Below are 18,919 nucleotides of genomic sequence, written 5' to 3'. Positions count from 1 at the left end.
GCCTCACATCCGGAAGACGCCGAAGCCGCCGCGCGCGCCCTCGACCGGTGCCGTGTGGATCGCGGACAGGCACAGTCCGAGGACCGTACGGGTGTCGCGGGGGTCGATCACGCCGTCGTCGTACAGCCGTCCCGACAGGAACATCGGAAGCGACTCCGCCTCGATCTGCTGCTCGACCATCGCGCGCAGCCCGGCGTCCGCCTCCTCGTCGTACGGCTGCCCCTTCGCGGCGGCAGAGGCGCGGGCGACGATCGACAGGACACCCGCGAGCTGCTGCGGCCCCATCACCGCGGACTTGGCGCTCGGCCAAGCGAAGAGGAAGCGCGGGTCGTACGCCCGGCCGCACATGCCGTAGTGCCCGGCCCCGTACGACGCGCCCATGAGCACGGACAGATGCGGGACCTTCGAGTTCGACACCGCGTTGATCATCATCGCGCCGTGCTTGATGATGCCGCCCTGCTCGTACTCCTTGCCGACCATGTAGCCGGTGGTGTTGTGCAGGAAGACCAGCGGCACATCGCGCTGATTCGCCAACTGGATGAACTGCGCAGCCTTCTGGGACTCGGCGGAGAAGAGCACGCCCTGCGCATTGGCCAGCACGCCCACCGGGTATCCGTGCAGCCGCGCCCACCCGGTCACCAGGCTCGGCCCGTACAGCGGCTTGAACTCGTCGAAGTCCGAACCGTCGACGATCCGGGCGACCACCTCGCGCGGGTCGAAGGGCGTCTTCAGATCCTCGGGCACGATCCCGAGAAGCTCCTCGTCCGCGTACTTGGGCGACTCGGCGAGCCCCGGATCGGCGTGTGCCTTGCGCCAGTTGAGGCGGGCGACCACCCGACGTGCCTGCCGCAGCGCGTCCGGCTCGTCCACCGCGAAGTAGTCCGCGAGTCCGGACGTACGGGCGTGCATCTCCGCGCCGCCGAGCGACTCGTCGTCGCTCTCCTCCCCCGTCGCCATCTTCACCAGCGGCGGTCCGCCCAGAAAGACCTTCGACCGCTCCTTGATCATGATGGTGTGGTCGGACATGCCGGGGACGTACGCGCCTCCGGCGGTCGAGTTGCCGAAGACGACGGCGATCGTCGGAATCCCGGCCGCCGACAGCCGGGTGAGATCCCGGAACAGCGCACCGCCGGGGATGAAGATCTCCTTCTGGGACGGCAGATCCGCCCCGCCGGACTCGACCAGCGAGATACAGGGCAGCCGGTTGGCGTACGCGATCTCATTGGCGCGCAGGGCCTTCTTCAGCGTCCAGGGGTTGGACGCCCCGCCGCGCACGGTCGGGTCGTTGGCCGTGATCAGGCACTCGACGCCCTCGACGACGCCGATGCCGGTGACCATCGACGCACCGACCGGATAGTCGCTGCCCCACGCGGCAAGCGGGGACAGCTCCAGGAAGGGCGTGTCCGGGTCGAGGAGCAGCTCGATGCGCTCGCGGGCCAGCAGCTTTCCGCGCTTGCGGTGCCGGGCGACGTACTTCTCGCCGCCGCCCGCGAGCGCCTTGGCGTGCTCGGCCTCCAGCTCGGTGAGCCGGCCGAGCATGGTCTCGCGGCGGGCTGCGTACTCGGGACCCGTGGGGTCGACGGCCGAGGCGAGCACGGTCACAGCAGTACCTCCGGAATCACAGCAATACCTCCGGGATGTCGACGTAGCGGGAGCGCAGCCACTCGCCCAGCGCCTTGGCCTGCGGATCGAAGCGGGCCTGCGCGGCGACGCCTTCGCCGAGGATCCCCTCGACGGTGAAGTTCAGGGCGCGCAGATTCGGCAGCACATGGCGTACGACGGTCAGTTGGGCGGTCTCCGGGAGCAGCGCGCGGAAGCGGTCCACCGTCAGCTCATGGGCGAGCCAGCGCCAGGCGTCGTCGGATCGGGCCCAGACGCCGACGTTGGCGTCGCCGCCCTTGTCGCCGCTGCGGGCGCCGGCAACCAGGCCGAGGGGGGCAGCCCTGCGCGGCCCGTCGGGCAGCGCCTCCGGAAGCCGGGCACTGTCGATGACAGGCTCAACTTCCTTGGTACGTACGGGAGTCGGCACCGGGGCCCGGCGCCCGTCGGGCAGTACGGCCGTGTGCGTCACCTCGGCCGCGTCGATGTACTCGGCCTCGAAGACCCCGTACGGCGCGCCCTTGCCCGGCGGGGCCGTCACATGGAAGCCCGGGTAGCTGCCGAGCGCCAGCTCGATCGCCGCGCCGCTCACCGCCCGGCCCACCTTCTCGGGGTCGCTGTCGCGTACGACGAGCCGCAGATACGCGCTGGCCCGCTCCTCCGTGTCGCCGTCGGACCGCTCGGTGCGGGCCAGTTCCCATCGCACCTCGGCCGGCCGGTGCTTGCCGAAGGCGTCGTCGAGCTGCTCCCGCACCAGGCGGGCCTTGGCCTCGATGTCGAGTCCGGTGAGCACGAAGACGACCTCGTTGCGCCAGCCGCCGATGCGGTTGAGGCCGACCTTGAGGCTGGGCGGCGGGGCCTCGCCGCGTACGCCGGAGATCCGCACCCGGTCCTCGCCGTCCTGCTCCAGCCGTACCGTGTCCAGGCGCGCGGTCACGTCGGGTCCGGCGTAGCGGGCGCCCCCGGTCTCGTACAGCAGCTGCGCGGTGACCGTGCCGACGTCGACGAGTCCGCCGGTACCGTCGTGCTTGGTGATGACCGAGCTGCCGTCGGCGTGGATCTCGGCCAGGGGGAAGCCGGGGCGGCGTACGTCGTGGCCGCTGAAGAAGGCGTAGTTTCCGCCGGTCGCCTGGGTCCCGCATTCGAGTACGTGCCCGGCGACGACCGCGCCCGCGAGCGCGTCGTAGTCCTCGGGCCCCCAGCCGAAGTGCGCGGCCGCGGGCCCGGTGACAAGCGCGGCGTCGGTGACCCGGCCGGTGACGACGACATCGGCCCCGGCGCGCAGGCATTCGGCGATACCCGCGCCGCCGAGGTAGGCGTTGGCGCTGAGGGCGCCGGGGAAGCGGGCGGCGAGGTCGTCGCCCTCGACGTGCGCGACCTTGACGGGGACGCCGACGCGGTCGGCCAGCTCGCGTACGGCGTCGGCGAGTCCGGCCGGGTTGAGCCCTCCCGCGTTGGCGACGATCTTCACTCCGCGGTCGTGGGCGAGGCCGAGACCCTCCTCCAGCTGTCGCAGAAAGGTCTTGGCGTAGCCGAGGCGGGGGTCCTTGAGCCGGTCGCGGCCGAGGATGAGCATGGTGAGCTCGGCGAGATAGTCGCCGCTCAGGACGTCGAGGGGCCCGCCGGTGAGCATGTCGCGTACGGCGTCGAAGCGGTCGCCGTAGAACCCGGAGGCGTTTGCGATACGGAGGGTCATCAGGCCTCCTTCCGCTCGCGGCCGGGCCCCGCCGGCCCTGCGAAGGCCTGGGCGATGTCCAGCCACTTGCCGGCGTCGGCGCCCTCGGCCCGCACGGCGAGGTCGGCGCGGTGCGCGCGCTGGGTCACCAGGAGACACAAGTCGAGCGCGGGCCCGGTGACGCGCTGCGCGGCGTCCTCGGGTCCGTACACCCACAGCTCTCCGTCCGGCGCGGTCAGCTCGACCCGCAACGGTTCGGCGGGCGGGGTGAGACCGCGCACCGCGTAGGCGTAGTCGCGCGCCCTGACCCCGATGTACGCGACATGCCGCAGTCGGGGGGTGGGTTCGCGTACGGCTCCGAGCGCATCGGCGATGTCCTGGCCGTGCGCCCAGGTCTCCATCAGGCGTCCTGTCGCCATCGACGCGACGCTCATGGGCGGCCCGTACCAGGGAAAACGCGCCCCGGCCGGTGCCGCACGCAGAGCCTGCTGCAGTTCCTCGCGACCGGCGCGCCAGCGGGCGAGCAGCTCGCGCGGCGGCAGCGCGGCGCCCTCTTCGGCGCCTTCGTCGACGAAGGCGTCCGGCGCGGCGAGAGCCTTCTCGACCTGGGCGCCGAATGCCTCACGGTCGGTGACGGCCAGCAGCGCTGCCACGTCCGTCCAGGCGAGATGGGCGATCTGGTGGGCGATGGTCCAGCGGGGCGCGGGGGTGGCCCCCGCCCACTGCTCGTCGGTCAACTCGCTGACGAGCAGATCGAGTTGATCACTCTCGCTGCGCAGATCGTCGAGCACGACAGCCGGGTCGGACACGGTGCGCTCCCTAGGGACACGACGTTGTGTGCCCGGAGCATGGCAGCGCGAGGGAAAACAAGCAAGCATGCTTGCTTTACTGGATGTGGCCTTCCGGTGCCTTTCGGGCCACCTGAGTCCGTACGGCGCCCATGCTCGCGGCGATGACCAGCGCGATCGCCAACGCCTCCAGTACGGAAAGGGCTTGATGCAGTACGAGGAACCCGGCGGTGGCCGCAATCGCCGGCTCCAGGCTCATCAGCACCGCGAAGGTCGGCGCGGGCAGTCGGCGCAGCGCGAGCAGCTCAAGGGTGTACGGAAGGACGGACGACATCAGCGCGACGGCGAGCCCGAGCCCGAGCGTGGAGGGCACGAGCAGCTTGGACCCGGCATCCGCGATCCCCAGCGGCAGGCTGAGCACGGCCCCGACGGCCATGGCGAGCGCGAGCCCGTCGGCCTGCGGGAAACGCCGTCCTGTGCGGGCGCTGAAGACGATGTACGCGGCCCACATCGCCCCTGCGGAGAGCGCGAAGAGCGCGCCGACGGGGTCGAGCCGGTCGAAGCCGCCGCCGCTGAGCAGGACCACACCGCCGAGGGCGAGCCCCGCCCAGACGAGGTTGATCAGCCGCCGCGACACGATCACCGAGAGCACTAGCGGGCCGAGGACCTCGAAGGTGACGGCCGCGCCGAGCGGGATGCGGTCGACGGCCTGGTAGAAGAGGACGTTCATGGCGGCCATGGCGGTGCCGAAGGCGACGACGGTGCCCCAGTCGGCACGCGAGTGCCCGCGGAGCCTCGGCCGGCAGACGATCATCAGCACGACCGCGGCGAGGACCAGCCGGAGCGTGACGACACCGAGGGCTCCGGCGCGCGGCATGAGCAGGACGGCGACGGCGGCACCGAACTGGACGGAGAGCCCACCGGCAACGACGAGCGCTACGGGCCCGAGGCTGCGGCGGGAGCCCGGCGCGCGGGTTGCGCCTTCCAGGGCGACGGCGGCCTCGGGCTCGTTCGCGACGACAGTGGTCGGACGCTCGTCCACCGGACCTCCCTGGCTGAATCTGACCCTCTCCAAGCTACGGGTCGGCGCGCGCTACGTGAAATGCTTACTGGGCTGCGGTTATGCTCCCCGCGCATGATCATCGAGCTGCGCCGTCTCCGCTGATTTCTCGCCATCGCCGAGAAGTCCAGCGTGACCAGGGCGGCGGCCCGGCTGCATCTGACCCAGCCGGCCGTGTCCCGCACGCTCGCGGCAGTGGAAAGACACCTCGGCACCCGGCTCGTGGACCGCTCCACCCATCATCTCGCCCTCACCGCGGAGGGCACCGTCTTCCACGACAAGGCGGCAGCCGCGGTCGCCGCCTTCGACGAGGCCCTCGACCCGGCCCGGCTGCGCCGCTGGCCCCTGCGGCCCGGCCACGCCTGGTCCGCCCTCGGCCCGTACACCACCCCCCTGCTGCGCCGCCGGGAGCAGGAACACCCGGACACTCCCTCGAACTCCTCCGCATCGACGACCGCACGGCAGGCCTGACCCGCGGCGATGTCGACGCGGCGGTCCTGCGCGGCCGCGAGGTGGCGACAGAGGTGCCTACGAGATCGTCTATGCCGGAACGGGAATAATCCCAAGTCGGCATGGACGTGGGGAAAGGCGCTCCGTAGCGTCGATCTCAGGCAGTCCTGATAAGGGCTGAAGCGAAGGGGGACATCGTGCCACGCGAGCAACTGACCTGACTCACCGGCAACTTAAACGGTCCGAACTGCGACGACAACGACTGCCCCAACCTCTACAGGCACGACGAGCGAGGGTCCATCGTCGTCCAAGGTGATCTCTATGACGGCTTTGCGGTCCCGGACGGGGAAGGGCTCGTGGAGATCCCGGAGCACACCTTGAGGGAGGCTGTCCATGTACTTGGATGGTGACGAGTGGAACAGAGCTTTCGACTCCTTCACGCAGGACGCGTGGCGCTTCGAGGCCCAGCCCACGTACACCATGCCGCAGGAAGCGAAGAGCCTTGCCCGCTTCCTGCGAGGGGAAGCCAAACCGGGTGACCACAATTCGCGTTGGCACGAGGGCGTCCGTGCATATGTGACGTCGGGCCGGAGGATCCGTCGCGTACGAATCGTGCGCCGGCCTCTCACCGACTATCAGCGCTACCAGTTCGCGTGGGGCATTCCGGGCAACATCGAGGCCGGGGAAGACATCCGTGTTCTCGACGTCACCAGCGAGGACTACGGACTCCCGCTCGGCGGCACGGACTGGTGGATGTTCGACCATGCACGCATCGTCCAGTTGAACTTCCGTCCGGACGGAACACTGATCAACCGCGAAACCTTCGAAGGCGACATACAGCCGTACCGGGAGTGGAGGCGCATCGCGCTTGCCGAGTCCGTACCGTTTGCGGAGTACGTGAAAGAACACGGGTGACGTTCGAACCTGAGCAGCTGGGTCAGTCCAGGACCGACCTGGCCGAGAGACTGAGAGAGCTACGCAAGGCAGCCGGTCTCACAGGAGACCGGTTGGCCAAGCGATGCAACATGTCTCAGTCGCAGATCAGCAAGTTCGAAACGGGGAAGAGGACCCCGAGCCTCGTTGACGTGGAGCGCATCCTTCGGGCAATTGGCGCTCAACCGGAGCTGATCAGCGAAGTGACGGCTCTGGCCAGAATCGCCAACACCCAGTGGCAGGACAAGCGGTCCTCGCGGCGCAGAGGTCTGGAGAAGCGGCAGACAGAACTTGCCGCTCTGGAGGCCGAGGCGACAACCCTGCGGTATTTTCTGCCCGCCATGGTGACCGGCCTGTTGGCCACTCCGGAGTATGTGCGGGCGAGCCTGAGCGGCTTCCCGGGCGACATCTCGAAGACGATGGCGCGCAAACTGGAGCGACAGTCGGTCCTCTACGACACGTCGAAGTCCTTCACCTTCCTGCTCACCGAGCAAGCCGTGAACTGGGCGATCGTGCCGCCTTCGGCCATGGCCGTACAGATCGACCGGTTGATCTCGCTGGCCCGCCTCCCCAATGTCCGCATTGGCGTGATCGCGCCCGGGGCCCTGATACCCCATGGCCCGATGAACACCTTTACGGTCTATGACGACCGGCTGGCGACGGTGGAGAACTTCACGGGGCGCATGGTCTTTCGGGACTCCCGTGACATAGCGGAACATCTGGAGGTCTTTCGCCTGTTCGAGGCGCACGCCCTCTTCCAGGATGCTGCCCGCCAACAGCTTTACGAATGGGCCGAGTTGCACCGCGGCTGATTTTTATGCCGCAACAGGAATTGGTCTGGTTACGCCACCGATGCGCCGGGACCATGGATGCATGCCGACCAACCAGCAGAATCCAGGTGAGCAGCCCGTCGCCAAGGGCTGGCGAATGGACCCCATCCCAAGTCGCCCTGCCTACAAGGACGAAGACGGGAACGTCCGTATCCCCATCTGGCTGACGAAGAACGGTCGGCATGCGGCGGACACAGAAATGGTCCTGCTCCCCTCGGAGGCCGGTTTGCTGAACGAGCGGCTGACCGACGCCATCGGCGATGCGCCGACGACCTTGCAGGCGCTGCTCCACGCCGACGTCATCGCCAAGGGCCCCGGCGTCACCGTCGTGTCCAAGCTCCCCCACTCCGCCTGAGGCGGACCCTCACACCCCCATGGCTTCCGCCCGACACGGGCGGGGGGACGGCCACGCCCTGTGGCCGCCCGACGATCAGGAAGGCACACACATGCAGTACGGAACCGAGCTGTACGCACTCCCCATCGACCGCGCCGCCTTCGCCAAGGCGTGCGGCGGGAACACCCACCCCGACGGCGAGTCCTGCGTGACCCTCGCCCGCATCGGCGAGGACGCCTGGGCGCTGGGTGACAGCAAGCAACCGGGCATGGAGCCGTTGCGCTTCACGACGGCCGAGCTGGACGCTGCCGGGATCGCCCCGGAGCGGTTCGGCCTTTCGGCCTAGAGAGCCTCCCCAGTCGACCTCGGCCCCTTCCCCCAGGGGCCGAGGCCTCCAACCCGACCGAACAGGGCGCCAGTTGCACCATCACGGCTATTTGTGGACCGGCCCGAAGCAGCGGTTCGACCAGGAAGGCCTGCGTCGCCCCCCACACCCCGAACCGCCCCCGGCCGACATCAAGCAGGAGCTGATCCAGCGGTACCGGGACGTCGTCGCCGAGTTCCCCGAATCTGATCTGCCACCCCTTGAGACAGCCCACTGGCTGCTGAAGCCCAAGGCATTGATCTTGGGGACGTGGGAGGAGCCGAAGAGGGCAGCGGAATGGCTCGGTGAGCAACTGACCGTCTTCGCACCACGCTTCGTTTCCGAATCGGACCGGGACAGCACGCGCATGACCATGCTCACCAACTCCGCCGCTGAGCGACTTGGCTGGGGCGGCGACGTATCCATCGGCTACTACCTCGAACGGCCGGTATTCCTGTCACTGGCCTTGGTGACGTGCTCCCCCAACCATGCCTCGCCCGATCTCCAATGCCCATCCGCTAGATGAGAAGGAGACTGACCGTGTCCGTGAGTGGATCCGCCCCCGCCCTGCTGGACGGCCCGGAATGGAAGGCGTACTTCCGGAATTTCAAGCGCTCTGCGTTCCGGCTGGAGGTGCACCAGCTGTACACAATGCCGACCGAGGCCGAGACCCTCCGTAGCTTCCTCGCCGATGAGCCCAAGCCGGACGACTTCAATGCAGCGTGGCACGAGACGGTCCGAGGCCAAAGGTCGTCGGGCCGCACGATGACCCGGGCCAAGCTCGTCCGCAGGCCGTTGACGGACTACAGCCGCTACCTGTTCGGGTGGGCCATCCCGGGCAATGTCGAGGCTGGGGAGGACTACCGGATCGTGGACGTTACGGAACGAGACGTCGACCTGCCGAACCAGGACTTCTGGATGTTCGACGAAACGACCGTGGTGCACCTGAACTACCGGCCGGACGGGACGCAGATCAACCGTGAGCTCATCCATTCCCCTGACCTCAGCCAGTACCTCGCATGGCGCGACCAAGCCCTAGAGGGTTCCATTCCGTTCAATGACTATCGAACCTGAGCATCAAACAAGAGAACGAAGGGACTTGGCGGGGCCCTGAAGGGTCTCCGCCTGGCCTCGGGCTGAGTGGTAGCACCTGGCCATTCGCTGCAGCATGAGCCGGACGAAGATCAGCCGCATCGAGACCGGCCGCGCCCTGCCGAGCGTGATCGTCGTTGAGCGAGCAGGGAGGCAGGCGGCCGCTGTCACAGAACTCCGCTGTCGAGCCTCTTGGTTGGGGCAGAGATCTTCTCCTCGGCTACTACCTCGAACACCCCCTGTTCGTGTCCCTGGCACTGGTGACCTGCTCACCGAACCGCGCCGCGCCCGACCTCCGCTGCCCCGGCAGCTAGCTCCCTTGGGCCCTTGTTCACGCAGGCGACCCAGCTCTACCCTCCGAGCAGCGCCCGGCACAGGAGGACCCCCGCGTGAACGTCGTCAGCCTTGTCACCCTTCTGCCCTTAGCCGTGATCTTGTCCTTGCCGGTGATCGCCGTCATGGTCCGCCGCGGGGCAGCATCGCGCGGGCGGGCCCGCAGGGAGATCGAGTTCAGCAATGCCCTGCCGGCCCGGTCGACGCCGGAGGGGGAAACGGACGGGCTCGCGCTGGGCGCCCTGGACCACCTCTGCAGCACGAGCGGGAGCGTTCCCAACGTGTTCGTCGACATGTCCGGCTACTTCCGGCAGATGGCCTGGAATCCCGCGGATGTGCATCACATCATGGGCAGGCTGGAGCACCTGGGGCTCGCTCATCAGCAGGTGACCGACCACCATCCGTTCAGCCCCAGCCGCTACCGGACCACCGCAGTGGGAGTCAGAGAGAACGTGACGAACTACGGCCGCAGGCACGCGCCTTCCGGTGTCACCATCCATCAGACCTCGGGCTCCGGCGACAATCACGTATCGGGGAACTTCAACAGCCCCGGGGCGACCTCCACCACCTATCAGGCCCACAGCGAGCAAGGCCGGGTCAGCTACCAGGAGTTGGCACAGCAACTGAGGAAAGAGGCCGACCTGGCTCCGCAGGAGCAGGCCGATGTCGCCGAGAGCCATGCGGATGTCCTCGACGCGGCGCTGGCCGACGGCGACGAGCAGGCTCGCGATCAGGCGGTCGGACGGATCCAGCGGTTCCTGCAGACGGCCGGTACCGGCTTCGAGGCCACCCAGCGGTTGCTGAGCCTCCTCAACTCTTAGCGCCTTTCCACCCGGAGCAGATCCGAGGTGTAGGCCTGCTGGGCGCTGGTGATCGACGCATACGCGTCCGGGTCCTGCCCGACCACGGACAGGAAGTTCTTGGCCTGGTTCCGGGTCGAACGTCGCGGAGGCTCCGAAGGCGGGGGCTCGTCCGGGGCGCCGCCGTACATGGTGCGCTGGAAGTCGCCCATGTATCCGGCGGTGATGTCCCCCCTCACGCGCAGCCCGGTGCGGGTGGTGGTCGCTGCGATGGACCAAGGGCAGCCTCTACCGGGCCTGCGGAGCCGCCCGGCGGGCCCGGTCCCGCCGGGCGGGGCCAGTCACCCGGCTCCCCGCACTGCGCGCCGCGCCGCCCCGCCCGTGGTAGAGAGGGCTCATGCAGCGCGACGAGCTCATCTGGTTCCTTCGCAGGTACAAGCTCGCCGTCCAGTCGACAGTGTCGCCGGACGGCGCACCCCAGGCCGCCGTCGTCGGATACGCGGTCAGTGACGACCTCGAGATCGTCTTCGACACCGTCGAGACGACGCGCAAGTGGCTCAACCTGCGCGCCGACCCCCGCATCGCGCTCGTCGTCGGCTGGGACGACGCGGTCACCGCGCAGATCGAGGGCGTCGCCGACTTCCCCACCGGCGCCGAGCTCGAACGCATTCAGGCGTGCTACTTCTCCGTTTATCCCGACGGCCGGGACCGGCTGTCCTGGCCCGGTATCACCCATGTGCGGGTACGGCCGTCCTGGGTGCGGTACAGCGACTTCACCCAGGACCCTCCGCACATCGTCGAGCTGCCACTCCCATAACCGGTCAGCCGTCAGGACGCCGGTGTCAGGGCGGGCTTGGCCACAACGTCGCTTCCTAAGCGGCTTCCTGCAGATCGCTGATGTGGATGGGTGACGGTTCTGGTGGCGGGAGGCGGTGGATGTGGATGACGTGGGCGGTGCAGCTGGTGGGTGACTCGTCGGGGCGCAGGGTGCGGTATCCCGGTGTGCTGCGTTTGGTGGCCCGGGGTGCTGATCGTCCGGGTCGGGGCCTGCTGGCCTCGCGGGCCAAGTCGGCCCCATGGGCACAGTGTTTCACAGACGGATCACGGCCGAGCAGGCAAGCGCAGAGGCGCAACTTGCGTGCTGCCAACGCCTTCCAGGATGTCCGTACATCTCAGCCGTGCTGCGGAGCTCCGTCCGGGAGGTCGTCCGCCCGTGCACAGCCGAGTACGTCTTGGGCGACAATGCGAGCCGTGTCAGCCGTAAGAAGGGAAAGCTGATCTTTGGTGGCTCGATCGGGATCTTCGGGAAGGCCGCTGGTTCCGATCACTACTTTAAGGAGGGCGTCAGGATCCTTTGGGAAAGGGCAATTCACGTACAGGACAGCAGATCCTCCCCTCCCTTGGTATCCACGCGCTTCCCCGAGCGCGATATGCGCGAGTCCCGGCCCAGTCGTGTCCCGCTCGAAGTCCTGCCGACTGTAGTCTGCACTAAGAAGTCGATAATATTCGATCGTGACAACTTTTCCGCCGCCAGTCAGCTCGCATTTTCCGACCTGAGGCTTGTCCGCTGTCGCTGATTTGCTAGGGGAGAAATTGTATGCGCCGAATGATGGTTCTTCCTTGAACTGCTTCCCCTTCTTGGGGAGGATCTTTGCGACAGGATTCCCGGGCAGGGAGTTCTTGCACACCTTTTCGGGTACTGAGATCGTGGAGCTCTCGGATGGCCAGAACTTCCAAATGGAGAATGCGGTAACCGAAATTAGCGCCAAGCCAACAGGAACTACCCATACCCAACTCGCCCTGCGGCTGGATCGCGTACTGTCGCCCATGAAATTAGACTCTCGCTTTCGTTGGCTGAGAGAACTGAGCAGGTGGAAGGGTCACTTGATTCTCAGCCCGTATCCCGTCAAGACTGCATTTCCGGCAGAGGTGGCCATGGTCTCCGCCTGCTTTGGGTCGTATCCTGCCTGGATCGCAGCTGTGTACGTGGCATCGTGCGCCGCGGATCCAGAACTGTACCTCTGGTTTTCCAGGAAATTCTCTTTGGTGATTGCCGCCTCAGAGCTGGAGTCTCGGGTGTAATGTTTCACCACTGATTCCTGGACATCCTCGACGACCCATCCCACCGCATCACCCCCGACAGGAATATGTCCGATTCCCATTCCGATGGCTCTTCCTGCCCACTTGTTTGCGGTGGCGACACCTTCATTGAATTTGGCATCGGATGCGATCTTATCGTCGTAAACAGCCTGAGTTCGCGATTCGGCCATAATTCCTGCGATGTCGGCCCCGGGAGCAACCCTGTTGTTCACCTCGGTCGAAAGTAGGTTGCCGTAGTCCTTGCGATCTGCGAAAGCGTCGTTGACGAGGTCCGTTGTGACAGCCTGCTGCGCGTTGATGATGGCTCCGTAGGCATCGGGGTCCTTGCCCACTGCGCCTAGGAAGTGCTTGAGAGTGCCGGCAGTAAGAGCGGAAGGGTCGTTCGGGTCGACGCCGAGGTTTGCATTTTCGCCGTGGGTCGGAATCACGGCGGGACCGTTCAGTCCGTCCTGCACGTCACGCATGTATTCAGCTGTGATGTTGCCGAGGCTGTCACTCATCGGAACTCTGTCGACGAGACCGGGGTCGCCGCCGAACTTGTCGATGATGTCGTGTACCAGCTGGGCGCTCTCGGCCGAGTGCGGCGGCGTGGGGCCGTCGCTGCCGTAGGGAAGGCCAATGGTGGCGGACTCCAAGGCATGGCCGAGCGCATCAGGCATGAACTCCGACGCGGCCTTGGGGAACGCAGCAGGGTTGTGGTTCTGCGGAGGATTGAGGTCCCCCGGGAACCCCTGGTAGTCCTTGTCGGTGAAATAGTCCAGATAATTCGTGCTCTTGCCAAGATCCGGTGCCCCGGCCTTGACGGTCCCGTCGTCGTTGTATGCCGTCGGATCCGCGGTGAAGAACTCCTTCGATGCCTCCGGGCTGTTACCAAGGGCCTCCAGGACACTCACCACCGGGTCGTAGCCGGCGCCGTCCTTCCCTGACGGGTTGTACAAGTTCTCGCCGTACACGCCCTTCGCGTCGGCGAACATCGCCGGGTCCTTCTTCTGCATCTGGGTCACGTGTTCGGCAATAGGGTTAAGGAACTCCGGGTCATAGTTCCCGTACCGCAAGATCCCGCCGAGCAATTGGTATCCGTAGGGCGGCGAGTTGGTGCCAGTGGCAAGCTGCTCCAGCTGGATCTTCTGGGTACCCAGCTTACGGAACTCCGCACTCCAGCCCTTGAGGTACCCGGGGTTGCCGTCCGGGTCGGTTGCCGTCGCCAGGGTGAGGCCCATGTTGCGCTGCAGTTCCTGAGTCAAGCCCAGGCGTGTTTTGTCGCCCACATGGTGCTCTGCGCTGTCGATGGACATATGGCCGAAGAACTCCAGGGCCTGCTTGGGCCCACCCAATCCCCGATAGAAGGCGTCCGAGAACTCCGGATCCTTCGAGTTGTACTTCATGATGCTGTTCAACTCGGCGTACTGCTTGTCGCTCATCTTCGGGCCCAGCTTGGCCAACTCGAGCGCTCGGGCCGTCTCGGCATCGTCCAGCGACGCGTAATTGTCCGCGCTGAAGTTGTTGAGGTCGTGGCTGTTGGTCTTGCCGAGCGCTCGGGTCATCGAGGCGTCGATCTCCATGGCATGCGCCACGTACCCGGCTACGCGGTCCGCCAATTGCTGGGCAGAATCACGCTGCTCCTGCGTGTGCTCATCGCTGTCACCCCGCACATGAGGGAAGAACCACCGGACCGCCCCACCCCCGATGTCCTCGATCCTGACTCCCAGGCTAGGAGCATCGACATCGATCGCGGTCTGCAAGCTCTTCTGGATCTTGAGAAGTTCCACGTGGGCATCGTCGAGGAGCTGCCAAACACTCTGCGCCTCAGCGTGCGCGTCGGCGAACTCCTTGGCCGTCTTCTTGATGAACGCCTTTGTTGCGCTGGCGTTGTCCCCGGCCCAGTGGGCAGACTCCGCCTTCGCGACCATTCCCTCATTGGCGCTCTTCGAGAGCTTCAGAAGGTTGTCAACAGTCTTCTTCCAGTCCGTAACGGCTGTGCCAAGCTTGCTGAGGTCGACCTCGGCCACATCCATGAAAGTGAGGCTGGCCACCGCTGTCCCCCTTACTTGAAGTACTTGTTGAGCTCTGACACGGGCACGGCGGAGCCATCGCGGTGGTGCAGCGAGATTCCGACTTCGGCGTCGTCGTTGGCGTGCATCTTCTTGGAGTAGTTCAGGTGATTGGAGATGTGCGCGCAGGCCTGCAGGAGCGTCTTCAGCTGGGTGTCCCACACGCTCACCGTTGTCTCCAGCGCGGAACCGAAAGCGAAGTTGTGGCTCTTGAGATTGCCGGCGGCCTGCATGGTCGACCCGGCGCCATTCTTGTCCATGCCCGCGCCTGCGATGTCCGCCTGCTTGCCGAGGTCGCCATGCAGAATGAAGGCATCATGGCCGACGGCACCCAAGTCGTCCTGGGAGGCAACGAAATCACCTTGCCCGCCGCCCCCGGGGTCCGCCGGCAATTGGTTGAGCCGCATTCCCGTGGAGCCCTTCTCGGCCGCCTGTGCTTTCAGCTGCTCCCATTCGTCCCACGCCATGGGTGGATCCCTTCCCCGTTGTCCGCCTCGTCCCCGTACGCCCGTCTGATGGACGGCAAAGTTCCACGTCAACCTAGCAACTGGCCCTTAAACCCACCGGTGCTCTGCCGCACCTCACATGATTCCTTCACCATCACCCGGCCCCGGCCCCGGCCCCGGCCCCGGCAAATCCTCGTCCTGGCCCTCTGGCCGATCAGCCGTCCAGCCCCTCTGCCAGCACCTCCGCCAGATGCCTCGCCCGCCGCCCCTCCAGCTGGTCCAGTTGCGTACGGCACGAGAAGCCGTCCGCCAGGATCTCCGTATCCTTTCCCGCTGCCCGCACCGCCGGGAGCAGCTGGTCCTCCGCACAAGCGACCGATACCCCGTAGTGGCCCTTCTCGAAGCCGAAGTTGCCCGCCAGGCCGCAGCAGCCGCCGCTCAACTCGCCGATCAGGCCCGCCCGTTCCCGCAGGCGGCGTTCCGCCTCGTCGCCGAGGACCGCGTGCTGGTGGCAGTGGGTCTGGCCGGCCACCTCCCTGTTCAGGCGGGGCGGTTCCCAGTCGGGGGCGCACTCCTCCAGTGCCTGGGCGAAGGTGCGGACCGAGCCTGCCAGGCGGGCCGCCCGCGGGTCGTCGGTCAGCAGTTCCGGCAGGTCCGTCTTCAGGGCCGCCGCGCAGCTCGGTTCCAGGACCACCACCGGGACGCCCAGGTCCAGCAGGGGCTCCACCGTGTCCAGGGTGTGGCGCATGACCGCGCGGGCCCGGTCGAGCTGGCCCGTGGAGACGTATGTCAGGCCGCAGCAGACCCGGCCCGGCGGCAGGGCGATGCCGATGCCCGCCGACTCCATGACCTTCACCGCCGCCCGGCCCACGGAGGGTGAGAGGTGGTCGGTGAAGGTGTCAGGCCACAGCACCGCCGTGCGGCTCGTAGCGAAGACGTCCGTCCGGTCGCGCATGTGGTCCCGCAGCCAGCGCCGGAAGGTCAGGGGCGCCAGCACAGGCAGATCGCGCTCGGGCGCGATGCCGCCGAGGCGCTTCGCGAGCGCCGCCAGCGGCCGCACCCGCGCCACCGCGTTGACCACCCGTGCGTACGGCGCCGCCGCCCGCAGCCACACCGGCAGCCTGCCCATCGCGTAGTGCGATGCGGGCCGCACGCGGCCCGCGTAGTGGTGGTGCAGGAACTCCGCCTTGTACGTGGCCATGTCGACGCCCACCGGGCAGTCACTGCGGCACCCCTTGCAGGACAGGCACAGGTCGAGCGCGTCGCGCACCTCGTGCGAGCGCCAGCCGCCGTGGACGACATCGCCCGCGAGCATCTCGTGCAGCAGCCGGGCCCGCCCCCGCGTGGAGTGCTGCTCCTCGCCCGTCGCGCGGAAGGAGGGGCACATCACGTCCGAGCCCGAACTGGGCCCCGCGACCCGGCACTTCGCGACGCCCACGCACCGCCGCACCGCCCCCGCGAAGTCCCCGCCGTCGTGCGGATATCCGAACTCCACCTCCACCGGCTTGCTCGGCAGGACGGAGAAGCGGAGGTTCGCGTCCAGGCGCGCAGGCCGGGCGAGCATCCCGGGGTTCATGCCGCCCGCCGGGTCCCAGATGTCCTTGACCCGGCCGAAGAGGGCGACCAGTTCGTCGCCGTACATCTTCGGCAGCAGTTCGGCCCGCGCCTGCCCGTCGCCGTGCTCGCCCGACAGCGAGCCGCCGTGCGCGACGACCAGGTCCGCGACCTCCTCCGAGAAGCGCCGGAAGCCCCGCACGCCCTCGGCGCTCATCAGGTCGAAGTCGATACGGACATGGATGCAGCCGTCGCCGAAGTGTCCGTACGGCGTGCCGCGCAGACCGTGCGCGGCCAGCAGCGCCCGGAAGTCCCGCAGATACGCGCCAAGCCGGGCCGGCGGCACCGCACAGTCCTCCCAGCCCGGCCAGGCCTCGGCGCCGTCGGCGGTGCGGGTCGCCGTGCCCGCCGCGTCCTCGCGTACGCGCCACAGCGCCCGCATCCCGGCCGGGTCGTCCACCACCGTGCCGTCGAGCGCGTCCGCCGCCCGCACGATGTCCGCGGCGCGGGCCCGCGCCTCGGCGGCCGTGTCGCCGCCCGTCTCCACGAACAGCCAGGCCCCGCCGCGCGGCAGCCCCCGCTCGCCGCGCACCAGGTCCTCGGCCATGCCCTCGACGGTCAGCGGCCGGTGCGCCAGCAGTCCGGGCGCCGCCTCCGCCGCCGCGCTCTCGTCCGCGTAGCCGAGCACGGCGAGCGCACGCGCGCGTGGCGCGTCGACGAGCCGTACGGTCGCCTCCGTCAGCACCCCCAGCGTGCCCTCGCTGCCACAGAACGCCCGTGCCAGATCGACGCCCTTCTCGGGCAGCAGCGCATCCAGCGCGTATCCGGAGATCCGCCGCGGCAGCCCGTCCGGGTACCCGGTCCGCAGCAGCGCGAGATTCCGCTCGACCAGCTCGCGCAGTCCCGCCGGAGCGCCGGACGGAGCCCCTTCCCAGCCCTGGCCGAGCCGGAGCTCGATGCCTCCGTACGTCACGACCGACAGACCGTGGACATTGTCGGCGGTCGTGCCCCACGCCACCGAGTGCGAGCCGCAGGAGTTGTTGCCGATCATTCCGCCGAACGTGCAGCGGCTGTGCGTGGAGGGATCGGGCCCGAAGGTGAGCCCTTCGGGCCGTACGGCATCGCGCAGCGTGTCGAGTACGACGCCGGGCTGCACCACCGCCGTACGCGCCCCGGCGTCCACCTCCACCACCGCGTTCATATGGCGGGTGAAGTCCAGTACGACGCCGATGCCCGTGGCCTGTCCGGCGATGGACGTGCCGCTGCCTCGCGGCACCACCGGCACCCCGTACGTCCGGCACACCTCCAGGGCGGCGGCCACGTCCGCCGCGTCGCGCGGCGCGACGACGCCGACCGGCACCCGCCGGTAGTTGGACGCGTCCATGGTCATCAGGGCGCGGGCTGCCGCGCTGAAGTCCACCTCGCCGCGCACCGCCCGCGTGAGGGCATGCGCCAGCTCGCCCCTCTCGCGCCGGCTCCGCACTGTCTGTCGCTGCTCCGCCATGTGTCTCAGGATGCCCCTGTCGCTCACGTCACACCGGAAGGAAACCGCCGGTTATGGGCGCCGCGAACCGTCAGCGGGGCGCAAAGCCCACCCAGAACTGACCAATGTGATCGCCAACTCTCCTATAGTGACCACCACTTGATCAGGGAACACGCGGCTCCAGTTACGCCCTCGCCACCCCGGAAGGCCACACTCGATGACCGGCAACGCCCAGAACCGATGACCCGCGTCACGCGGGCGGCACCCCCGGCGCAGCCCCACCCCGCGCCCGCCGGGACGAACGTCAACGCCCTGAAGATCGTTGTCGTGGGCGGCTTCGGAGTCGGTAAGACGACGATGGTCCGCTCCGTCAGCGAGATCCGTCCGCTGCACACGGAAGAGCTGCAGACGGAGGAGGTGATGCGCCGCGCGGGCCGCACCCTCGACGACACCGCGCGCGACAGCGGCCCCGACACAGGCCGCGTCAGCGCCAAGGACTCCACGACCGTCGCCTTCGACTTCGGCCGGATCACGCTCGCCGACGGCAGCGTCGTCTATCTCTTCGGCGCGCCCGGCGAGGAACGCTTCGGGTTCCTGTGGGACCGCCTCTTCGAGGGCACGCTCGGCGCGGTCGTCCTCGCCGACACCCGCTCGCTGCCCGACGCCTGGTACGCGCTGGACCGCCTGGAGCGGCGCGGCACGCCCTTCATCGTGGCCGTCAACGACTTCGGCGGGCCGCTGCACGGCGAGGAGCAGATCCGCGAGGAGCTGGCGCTGGGGGCGGAGGTGCCGCTGGTGGAGTTCGACGCCCGCGACCACTCCTCCAGCAAGTTCGTACTGCTCGCGCTGGTCGAGCATCTGCACGAGCTGTCCGTACGGGAGCCCGCAAAAGAGCCCGCGCAGGAGCCCGTACAAGCGCCCGTGGAGGACAAGGACTGACGCGATCTGACTCGGCCCGCCCCACGGCCGACGCGCAGGTCAGGACAGCGGGGCCCGTCTCAGCCGCCGGACCGCGTGTCCACCGCGC

The 18,919-nt window shown here is 68.0% G+C and carries 17 protein-coding genes and 2 pseudogenes; 11 read left to right on the top strand and 8 right to left on the bottom strand.

Features of this window, described 5'->3' with window-relative positions; translation table 11 throughout:
* Positions 1 to 3 precede the first annotated feature (3 nt).
* From ABZS64_RS09170 to ABZS64_RS09155, 4 genes are all read right to left on the bottom strand, one after another.
* A complete protein-coding gene (locus ABZS64_RS09170) occupies positions 4 to 1,602 on the bottom strand; it encodes a carboxyl transferase domain-containing protein (RefSeq protein WP_355825327.1) in 1,599 nt (532 codons plus the stop codon).
* Between the two features lie 16 nt (positions 1,603 to 1,618).
* Positions 1,619 to 3,295 (bottom strand): acyclic terpene utilization AtuA family protein, encoded by a 1,677-nt coding sequence (locus tag ABZS64_RS09165; RefSeq protein WP_355825324.1) that lies wholly within the window; start codon positions 3,293 to 3,295, stop codon positions 1,619 to 1,621.
* Positions 3,295 to 4,083, bottom strand: coding sequence for a TIGR03084 family metal-binding protein (locus ABZS64_RS09160; RefSeq protein ID WP_355825322.1), 789 nt, complete (start codon positions 4,081 to 4,083; stop codon positions 3,295 to 3,297). Before ABZS64_RS09160 ends, ABZS64_RS09165 begins: the two co-directional genes overlap by 1 nt.
* Before the next feature lie 76 nt (positions 4,084 to 4,159).
* Positions 4,160 to 5,050, bottom strand: a complete 891-nt coding sequence (locus ABZS64_RS09155; RefSeq protein ID WP_355825431.1) for an EamA family transporter — start codon at positions 5,048 to 5,050, stop codon at positions 4,160 to 4,162.
* 186 nt (positions 5,051 to 5,236) lie between these two features.
* Here ABZS64_RS09155 and ABZS64_RS09150 point away from each other — a divergent pair.
* From ABZS64_RS09150 to ABZS64_RS09110, 9 genes and pseudogenes are all read left to right on the top strand, one after another.
* Positions 5,237 to 5,628: pseudogene (locus tag ABZS64_RS09150) on the top strand (LysR family transcriptional regulator); the annotation flags it as partial.
* 141 nt (positions 5,629 to 5,769) lie between these two features.
* Positions 5,770 to 5,982 (top strand): annotated as a pseudogene (locus tag ABZS64_RS09145) (hypothetical protein).
* Positions 5,966 to 6,487, top strand: a complete 522-nt coding sequence (locus ABZS64_RS09140) for a DUF6879 family protein (protein ID WP_355825319.1) — start codon at positions 5,966 to 5,968, stop codon at positions 6,485 to 6,487. The pseudogene ABZS64_RS09145 and the gene ABZS64_RS09140 overlap by 17 nt, the downstream one beginning before the upstream one ends.
* On the top strand, positions 6,484 to 7,317 hold the full coding sequence (locus ABZS64_RS09135) for a helix-turn-helix transcriptional regulator (protein ID WP_355825316.1): 834 nt from the start codon (positions 6,484 to 6,486) through the stop codon (positions 7,315 to 7,317). The genes ABZS64_RS09140 and ABZS64_RS09135 overlap by 4 nt, the downstream gene beginning before the upstream one ends.
* A gap of 61 nt (positions 7,318 to 7,378) precedes the next feature.
* Positions 7,379 to 7,690: a hypothetical protein gene (locus ABZS64_RS09130; protein ID WP_355825313.1), complete on the top strand. Its 312-nt coding sequence runs from the start codon at positions 7,379 to 7,381 to the stop codon at positions 7,688 to 7,690.
* 91 nt (positions 7,691 to 7,781) lie between these two features.
* Complete coding sequence (locus ABZS64_RS09125; protein ID WP_355825310.1) at positions 7,782 to 8,015, top strand: DUF397 domain-containing protein; 234 nt, start codon at positions 7,782 to 7,784, stop codon at positions 8,013 to 8,015.
* 73 nt (positions 8,016 to 8,088) lie between these two features.
* On the top strand, positions 8,089 to 8,559 hold the full coding sequence (locus ABZS64_RS09120) for a hypothetical protein (protein WP_355825307.1): 471 nt from the start codon (positions 8,089 to 8,091) through the stop codon (positions 8,557 to 8,559).
* Between the two features lie 14 nt (positions 8,560 to 8,573).
* Positions 8,574 to 9,107, top strand: a complete 534-nt coding sequence (locus ABZS64_RS09115) for a DUF6879 family protein (RefSeq protein ID WP_355825305.1) — start codon at positions 8,574 to 8,576, stop codon at positions 9,105 to 9,107.
* A gap of 407 nt (positions 9,108 to 9,514) precedes the next feature.
* Positions 9,515 to 10,279, top strand: coding sequence for a hypothetical protein (locus ABZS64_RS09110; RefSeq protein WP_355825302.1), 765 nt, complete (start codon positions 9,515 to 9,517; stop codon positions 10,277 to 10,279).
* Here the strand turns inward: ABZS64_RS09110 and ABZS64_RS09105 are convergent.
* Positions 10,276 to 10,497 carry a hypothetical protein gene (locus ABZS64_RS09105; RefSeq protein ID WP_355825299.1) on the bottom strand — a complete coding sequence of 74 codons (222 nt, stop codon included), beginning with the start codon at positions 10,495 to 10,497 and terminating at the stop codon, positions 10,276 to 10,278. The two genes, ABZS64_RS09110 and ABZS64_RS09105, sit on opposite strands and share 4 nt — an antisense overlap.
* Positions 10,498 to 10,655: 158 nt before the next feature.
* Between ABZS64_RS09105 and ABZS64_RS09100 the strand changes: the two genes are divergently transcribed.
* Entirely contained in the window at positions 10,656 to 11,075 is a 420-nt protein-coding gene (locus ABZS64_RS09100; RefSeq protein ID WP_355825296.1) for a pyridoxamine 5'-phosphate oxidase family protein, read from the top strand.
* Between the two features lie 1,063 nt (positions 11,076 to 12,138).
* On the opposite strand, the gene ABZS64_RS09095 is transcribed toward ABZS64_RS09100, so the two are convergent.
* The 3 genes from ABZS64_RS09095 to ABZS64_RS09085 form a co-directional block, all read right to left on the bottom strand.
* Positions 12,139 to 14,373, bottom strand: coding sequence for a hypothetical protein (locus ABZS64_RS09095; protein WP_355825293.1), 2,235 nt, complete (start codon positions 14,371 to 14,373; stop codon positions 12,139 to 12,141).
* Positions 14,374 to 14,402: 29 nt separating this feature from the next.
* Positions 14,403 to 14,876, bottom strand: coding sequence for a hypothetical protein (locus ABZS64_RS09090; RefSeq protein WP_355825291.1), 474 nt, complete (start codon positions 14,874 to 14,876; stop codon positions 14,403 to 14,405).
* A 193-nt stretch (positions 14,877 to 15,069) separates the two neighbouring features.
* Positions 15,070 to 17,913, bottom strand: a complete 2,844-nt coding sequence (locus tag ABZS64_RS09085) for an FAD-binding and (Fe-S)-binding domain-containing protein (RefSeq protein WP_355825288.1) — start codon at positions 17,911 to 17,913, stop codon at positions 15,070 to 15,072.
* A 219-nt stretch (positions 17,914 to 18,132) separates the two neighbouring features.
* Here ABZS64_RS09085 and ABZS64_RS09080 point away from each other — a divergent pair, with 219 nt between their 5' ends.
* Positions 18,133 to 18,831 (top strand): ATP/GTP-binding protein, encoded by a 699-nt coding sequence (locus ABZS64_RS09080; protein ID WP_355825286.1) that lies wholly within the window; start codon positions 18,133 to 18,135, stop codon positions 18,829 to 18,831.
* Positions 18,832 to 18,919: the final 88 nt, after the last annotated feature.

Source organism: Streptomyces sp. NPDC005408 (assembly GCF_040606445.1).
In the GTDB taxonomy this organism is placed as follows: Bacteria; Actinomycetota; Actinomycetes; order Streptomycetales; family Streptomycetaceae; genus Streptomyces.
The sequence above is the reverse complement of the archived record's forward strand: the minus strand, read 5'-3'. Positions and strand labels throughout refer to the sequence as shown.